At 26.9% G+C, this 6,772-nt stretch carries 6 protein-coding genes; 4 read left to right on the forward strand and 2 right to left on the reverse strand.

Going from position 1 to position 6,772, the window contains the following annotated elements:
* On the reverse strand, window positions 1-115 hold a 115-nt coding region (locus BUA77_RS14840; RefSeq protein WP_200773970.1), incomplete at its 3' end, for a peptidoglycan-binding domain-containing protein.
* Between the two features lie 208 nt (window positions 116-323).
* On the reverse strand, window positions 324-1,247 hold the full coding sequence (locus tag BUA77_RS12285) for a hypothetical protein (protein ID WP_072890698.1): 924 nt from the start codon (window positions 1,245-1,247) through the stop codon (window positions 324-326).
* A gap of 293 nt (window positions 1,248-1,540) precedes the next feature.
* Here BUA77_RS12285 and BUA77_RS12290 point away from each other — a divergent pair, with 293 nt between their 5' ends.
* The 4 genes from BUA77_RS12290 (at window position 1,541) to BUA77_RS12305 (ending at window position 6,550) form a co-directional block, all read left to right on the forward strand.
* Window positions 1,541-5,320 (forward strand): peptidoglycan-binding domain-containing protein, encoded by a 3,780-nt coding sequence (locus BUA77_RS12290; protein WP_072890701.1) that lies wholly within the window; start codon window positions 1,541-1,543, stop codon window positions 5,318-5,320.
* Between the two features lie 247 nt (window positions 5,321-5,567).
* Window positions 5,568-6,110 (forward strand): RNA polymerase sigma factor, encoded by a 543-nt coding sequence (locus BUA77_RS12295; RefSeq protein ID WP_072890703.1) that lies wholly within the window; start codon window positions 5,568-5,570, stop codon window positions 6,108-6,110.
* 19 nt (window positions 6,111-6,129) lie between these two features.
* Window positions 6,130-6,357 carry a BhlA/UviB family holin-like peptide gene (locus tag BUA77_RS12300; protein ID WP_072890705.1) on the forward strand — a complete coding sequence of 76 codons (228 nt, stop codon included), beginning with the start codon at window positions 6,130-6,132 and terminating at the stop codon, window positions 6,355-6,357.
* A gap of 25 nt (window positions 6,358-6,382) precedes the next feature.
* Entirely contained in the window at window positions 6,383-6,550 is a 168-nt protein-coding gene (locus tag BUA77_RS12305; protein ID WP_084605773.1) for a LysM peptidoglycan-binding domain-containing protein, read from the forward strand.
* Window positions 6,551-6,772 lie beyond the last annotated feature (222 nt).

Raw genomic sequence — 6,772 nt, forward strand, 5'->3', positions numbered from 1 at the left:
ATTTTAAGCCATTACCAAATATACCGTCAATCCCATTAACATTATAACCAAGAGAAGTTAAGTCTTGTTGAAGTTTTCTGACATCACTACCTCTACTTCCTACCTTTAATAACATATAAAAATCCCCTTTCAATTAATTTTTTTTATAATTAAACATAGTTACATTAAATAAGAAGAAAGAAGAGTTAGTTTTGTAAGCCTTTTATTAAAAATAATATATTTTAATACAGTAATTTTAAACAATATAAAGCTAGAACTATTAATAGTTCTAGCTTTATATTGGTATATATTTCAATAATCATTAATTAAATTATTTTTATATTTTAATATTTTTTATAAGGGTTATCCATTAAATAAATTTTATCATTTTCAACTGTACCTAGATAGTCTAGATCAGGTAAACCTTCATTATTGTATGGACTTAGAATGAAAATTTTACTTTGGTATTCAGTTTCTGTATAAATTTTTATTATTTTTCCATCTTTTATTCCTAACAAAATATCTAATTTGCAAGTAGTATATATAAAATCATGATTATATTTATTTTCTGTTTTTGAAATATAATTTTTGTAATCTACTTTTTCTAATTTAGTTGGATTATAGTGATTACCCCCAAAATGTTTCAATAAGCTATATTCTAAATTACTATCAATAGGGAGTATATCCCCTATGTTCATAGAATCTATTTTCATATTAGTTTTTCTTGGTTTTGGTACTAAAGTATTTTTGAAGGGATTATCCATTAAGTAAATCGTATAATTTTTAAAATTACATATATAGTCTGCATTATATAAATAATTACCATTAAAAGCTTTATTACCATTAGGTTCTATGCCATCCGCTAAAATCTTAACTATTTTTTTATCTTTTATCAACAATAAAAGATGAAACTCAGGACTAGTATGTAAGGTAATATGTTCATTTTTTTCATCAGTTTTCAAGTCGTAATTTTTGTAATCTACTTTTTCTATTTTTATTTTATTTACATCAAATCCATTACCCCATGACTTTTTTAACAATTGAAAATCTAAACTATCTTTAAGTGGGATGGTATCTCCAATTTTCATATTGTCTATAGTTATAACTTTTTTGTTATCAATATTTGTAACGGGCTCTTTTTTTTCAATAGAAATTGTTTTTTCTTTTGATTCCGATTTATTAACTTTATTTAGATCTGTACTACAACCTACCATAAAACAAAAATTAGTAATAAGAAGTATTAGCATTATTAGTTTTGATATTTTCATTTTTAACCACCTTATTAGTATATTTTATAAATATAAATATATCACAATTAAGGTAATATAAGGTAATATTTTTTCGTATAACATATGAAAATATAGTTAAGAGAATGCAAGTCAATTGTATTAATTAAGCTTGAGATAATAGGTTGTAATACATTTCTATATGCTTATTAAAAGATTACTTATTTTTATTTGGTTTACAAAAAGAGAATATAAGTATTTTTATAAAGTGTAAGATTTAAATAAACCGGTTTATTTTAATACAATAAAATATTTAATATAGAGGAGGTTACATTATGGGATTTTATCCTGAAATTAATTATGCTTTGATAAATCGTAGCAAAGAAACTATAAAAGTATATAAGACTCAAGAGGATTTGATTAATTTCACTAATCCAATGGGTAAAATATATCCTAATGAAGTATATATTTATATGCAACATCTAGGAGAAAATATGGAGGGTACTGTTAGAGATGTTAAAATAAGATGCTCTGATGGTTCATATAGACAAGGGGTAATAGCTAGTGGTGAAAGGCAACCTGAATGGGAAAATCAACAAGATCCAATACATTACCATTATATAAGAAAAGAAAAAATAGGAAATGAAACTATAAATGTATTTAAAGTAAGAAGAGATACAAAAGTATTTTACTCTAATGGTAAATTGAAAGAAAAATTGAAAGCTGGAACAGAGATAGGGCTTACAGGTAATCAGACAGGAGATAATTATACTGATTGTATTGCTGTTAGATGGATTAATAGAAATGGACAGTGGAAGAAAGAAACATCAACAGTGTATGTAGATTTAGGAATAAATGAATATGGTTCATCATTTGATACAATGTCTGTTTATGGAAAGATAAATGGTTCTTCTGGGGGAACATCAGGTGGTTCAAAACCAAAACCTGATAGAACAGCTCCTAAGGTGTGGTTCAATGGACTAGAAGATGGACAAAAAATAACAGGAGATACACTACATTTAAGCATAGGAATCCATGATAATAAACCAATGCACAATGGGTGCTTTGACATTTACATTGATGGAAGTCATATAATGAAAGGTTCTATATGGAGAGATGAATATCCATATGCATTCAATAGAGAAATAGATTTAGAAGAGCATGGTATTGAAGAAGGAAATAGAAAAGTTAAAGTTGTAGTAACTGATGATGCTGGTAATGAGGGCGTTGTTACAAGTGAAATAAGAATTGAAAAACCAAAGCCGGCAACTGAATTTAAGCCAGTTTGTTGGATAATAGATAATGGTAGAAAAACATTTAAGGATGAAATGAAACTATTAATGACATTTGAGAATTATGGAGAATGCTTCTTTGCTTCACCTCCACATTTTTCTAAATGGGCTTTATATGATGGAAAGCCAGAAACTGATTCAGGAGGAAGAAATAAAATAGCAGAAGGTGGATTATTAGGCGGTAAGCATTATAAAAACAGCACATATAGATTGAAAATTGAAGAAACAATAGATATTTCTGGTCTTGAAAAAGGAAAACATATACTATATTTAAGATGTGTAAACAACAAAGGTAAAGTATCTGATTGTTTTATAAAAGAAGTTTATATAGGTGATAAAGAAGATCCAAATGCATGGATTGCATCTGAAATTCCTAGGAATATAACAGAGCCTATGGAGATTGTTGTGGGTATGCGTGATAACTTCCCAGTAGAAGGTTCGTATGCAAAAATGTATATAAATGGTGATTATGTTGATAAAGAATATGTTCATGTAAATAGAGATAGTGATTATGTAGGTAAATTCACATTTGATTTTCCAGAATCATTAATAGGTAAAGGGAATATGGAAATTGAATTTATGGTATATGATGAAGAAGAAAATAGAGAAAAATTATTTGTAAATGTATCTTCTGATATGTTGCCACAAATATTAACGTCTATTAATGGAGGAACTAAAGAAGTAGGAGTTACAGCTATTCCTGAAAAATTAGAAGAAAATACAGTTATAAATGTTTATTCAAAAGGGACATATGTAGCAGGTGGTCAGACAGAGATATTTTTAAATGGTAATCGTGTTGCACATGGAAAAATACCTAATGTTGAAGGATCTATTTACAAAGCATCTTTTAATCTACCTAAGTCAGCAAAATATTATGGAAAAAGAATACCTTTAAAAATAAGAGTAACAGACACTATTGGAAGGATAGCAGAAGTTGAAAAAACAGTGTACTTAGATATGACACCAAAAATTCTAACAGCCATAGATGGGAAAAATGGAATATTTAGTAAAGAAATAAAAGCTGCTGTTCAAGAATTCCAAAAAGAATATGGATTAGATATAAATGGAACAGTTACTTCTAGTACTAAAAGATCTATGTATAATGCACTTATATATATGACATTTCCATTGTTAAAGGTAGGATCAAAAGGTGACGATGTAACAAAACTTCAACAAGATTTAACTTCTCTTGGATATGATGTTAATGGTATTGATGGTATGTTCGGGAATGGACTAAAAGCTGGTGTTATTAAGTTCCAAACTGATAATAATTTAAGTGCTGATGGACTTGTTGGGTATAATACAAAAAAAGCCATAGTTAAAGCACTTAATAAGATAGACACTGCTACAACTACAATATTATTACAAGAGGGAAGTAAAGGAGAAGCCGTTATAGAGATTCAGGAACTTTTAACTGAGCTTGGTTATGATATGGATAGAGAAATTATAAAACCAGGAGCACAAGGAATACCTGAAAATATAGATGAAAATACTACTATAGATATTTATCAAAAAGGTACAAATATTGCAGGTGGTAAGATAGAAATTTTCTTAGATGGGGATAGGATTAATTATGCTACTATACCAAATAAGCAAGGAAGTATATATAATTGTACTTTAAATATACCTAAAAAAGAAAAATATTTTAATAAAAAAATACCATTAAAAATAAAAGTAACAGATACATTAGATAGAATAGCTGAAATTGAGAAAGTAATTCACATAGATAGAGTTCCATATATATATACTTCTATCAATGGAAATAAAGAAACTAAAAGAGGCATGGATGGAATACCAGATAGTATAGATGATAACACTACTATAGGTGTGTATATGTTTTATAAAAGCTATTCAGAGGGAGATACTGTATATGCAAGTGGAAAAAATCTTGTAGGTGCACATTTAGAAGTATTCTTAAATGGAGATATAATTAAAGAAGCAACTTTACCAAGTGGAGATGGAGACACTTATTTTTATTCTTTTGATATTCCTATGAAAAAAGAATATTTTGGAAAAAGAGTTCCGTTAAAAATAAAAGTTACAGATATAATTGGTAAAGTGCAAGAAGCTGAGAAGATAATAGATATAAAATGGGCTCCACAAATTGGAACTTCTACTAATGGAAATAAGTCAGTAAGAAAAGGTTCACAAGGAATACCAGACGAAATATATGAAAATACAGTTATAGATTTATATATGTATTATGAAGATTATTCTAGCGAAAAGAATATTTACAAAGATGGAAGTAATCTTGCAGGAGGACATGTAGAAATTTTCTTAGATGATGAACTTATTAGAGAAACTACAATACCAAATGAAAAAGTAAATATGTATAACTATTCTTTTGATATACCAATGAAAGAAAAATATTTTGGAAAATATATACCTATTAGAATAAAAGTAACAGATAAGCTTGGACAAACATCTGAGATTAGAAAAATAGTAGAAATAGTAAATCTCCCTCAGATATATACAGCTACCAATAATGATAATGGTATGAGAAAAGGAATATATGGAATTCCTGATAGTTTAGATAAAAATACACTTATAAAACTAGCTGTGTGTTATAAAAATTATTCAGGTGGAGATAAGTTCTATGGAGATGGAAAAAATCTTGGAGGAGGAAAAATAGAAATCTTCTTAGATAATGATCGTATATTAGGAGCTAGATTACCAAAAACAAATAGAGATCTTTTCCAAGGAGCTTTTAAATTACCTTTAAAAGAAAAATATATTGGGAAAAAAGTTACTTTTAAAATAAAAGTAACAGATAAGTTAGGAGCAATATCTCAAGCTGAAAAAACAGTAAATATAGTTAAATAGTTTATAAAACAGAGTGATTTTATCACTCTGTTTTATTTTACACAAATAGTAGCATTATAAGTGCTATTTGAAGCATTATACGTTGATTTTATTAAAAAAATAAATTTTTATGTTTAAATAATTTAATAATAAGTTACATAAAAACAGAAAATGATACAATAAAATTACTTTTTTTACAAAAACAGGTTTACACTAGCCGAAGTTTTGACTTTTTACCATATAAAGGGTTAAAACGGGAGGCTTTTAAATGAATAATAAATTATATGAACTAGTAGACAAAGCAAAACAAGGAGATAAAGAATCTATTCTGATAATTATCGAAAAATTCAGACCATTAGTAAAGAAATATAGTAAATATTTAAATTATGATGGAGCAGATTCTGATTTAATAATAAATTTAATTGAAATAATAAAAAACATACCAATATTTAAAAATGAAGATATGAAAAAGGAAGAATGTATAGTTGGATATATATCTAATTCACTAAGATATAAATATATAAAATTATCTAAAAAACATAACCATATTTGCAATATAGAGACTGAATTGACAGAAGGAACAATATATAGTGATGTTAATAATAACGTAGAAAGTAATATAGAAAATAATATAGTTATTAATAATGTACTAGATAAGTTATCAAAAAAACAAAAATATATCATACAGAAAATATTTGAGTATGGATATAAAGATAGTGAAATAGCTAGGGAATTAAATATATCAAGACAAGCAGTGTATAAAACTAAGAAAAAAGTATTAGAAAAATTAAAGAAAGAGCTCGTTGCATAATAGAGAGGAGGTGAGTAAATTGGAAAGAGAATTATTACAACTTGCTTCGTCTCAAGGAATATGGGCAGCATTATCAGTAGCACTTATTTTTTATATATTAAAAGCTCAAGAAAAGAGAGACGCAAGGCAAGAAGAAAGAGAAAGAAGCTATCAAGATATAATAGCTAAGCTTACAGATAAGTTTAATATTATAGAAGATGTAAAAAAAGATGTAAAAGAAATAAAGGCGTGTATAGGAAAAATATAAATTATTAATAGAAGGTGAGATTAACATGGGATTTATAAAACAAAGTTTACAAGCAGATAGATATACAATAAAGGCAGAAGATACATTAGACAGTATATTAAAGAAATTTAATATATCACTTAATGAATTTAAAAAACTGAATAATCTAGAGTTCGATAGAGTTTATACAAGACAAGTAGTGAGGATATTATAAATATATAATAGAGTTACAAAAACTTAACAATGGATTTTAAATACGCTACTCTATTAGTATACTAAAGTGTACTAGGGGGAGATTGAATGATAAAGGAAGAATTTGATTCTTTAAAAATGGGGTAGTACCACATAGCCATCAAGCTAAGAAAAAAGTATCCCTTATTCGTCAAAAAAATAGTAAAATGATGCTACTTACAAATTATCTAGAGAGGAGTAGCAT

Source organism: Tepidibacter formicigenes DSM 15518, assembly GCF_900142235.1.
Taxonomy (GTDB): domain Bacteria; phylum Bacillota; class Clostridia; order Peptostreptococcales; family Peptostreptococcaceae; genus Tepidibacter; species Tepidibacter formicigenes.

Excerpts from the sequence above, each read along its gene's own strand:
- BUA77_RS12295 (WP_072890703.1), top strand. The coding sequence starts at position 5,568 with ATGAATAATAAATTATATGAACTAGTAGACAAAGCAAAACAAGGAGAT.
- BUA77_RS12290 (WP_072890701.1), top strand. The coding sequence starts at position 1,541 with ATGGGATTTTATCCTGAAATTAATTATGCTTTGATAAATCGTAGCAAA.
- BUA77_RS12305 (WP_084605773.1), top strand. The coding sequence starts at position 6,383 with ATGGGATTTATAAAACAAAGTTTACAAGCAGATAGATATACAATAAAG.
- BUA77_RS12285 (WP_072890698.1), bottom strand. The coding sequence starts at position 1,247 with ATGAAAATATCAAAACTAATAATGCTAATACTTCTTATTACTAATTTT.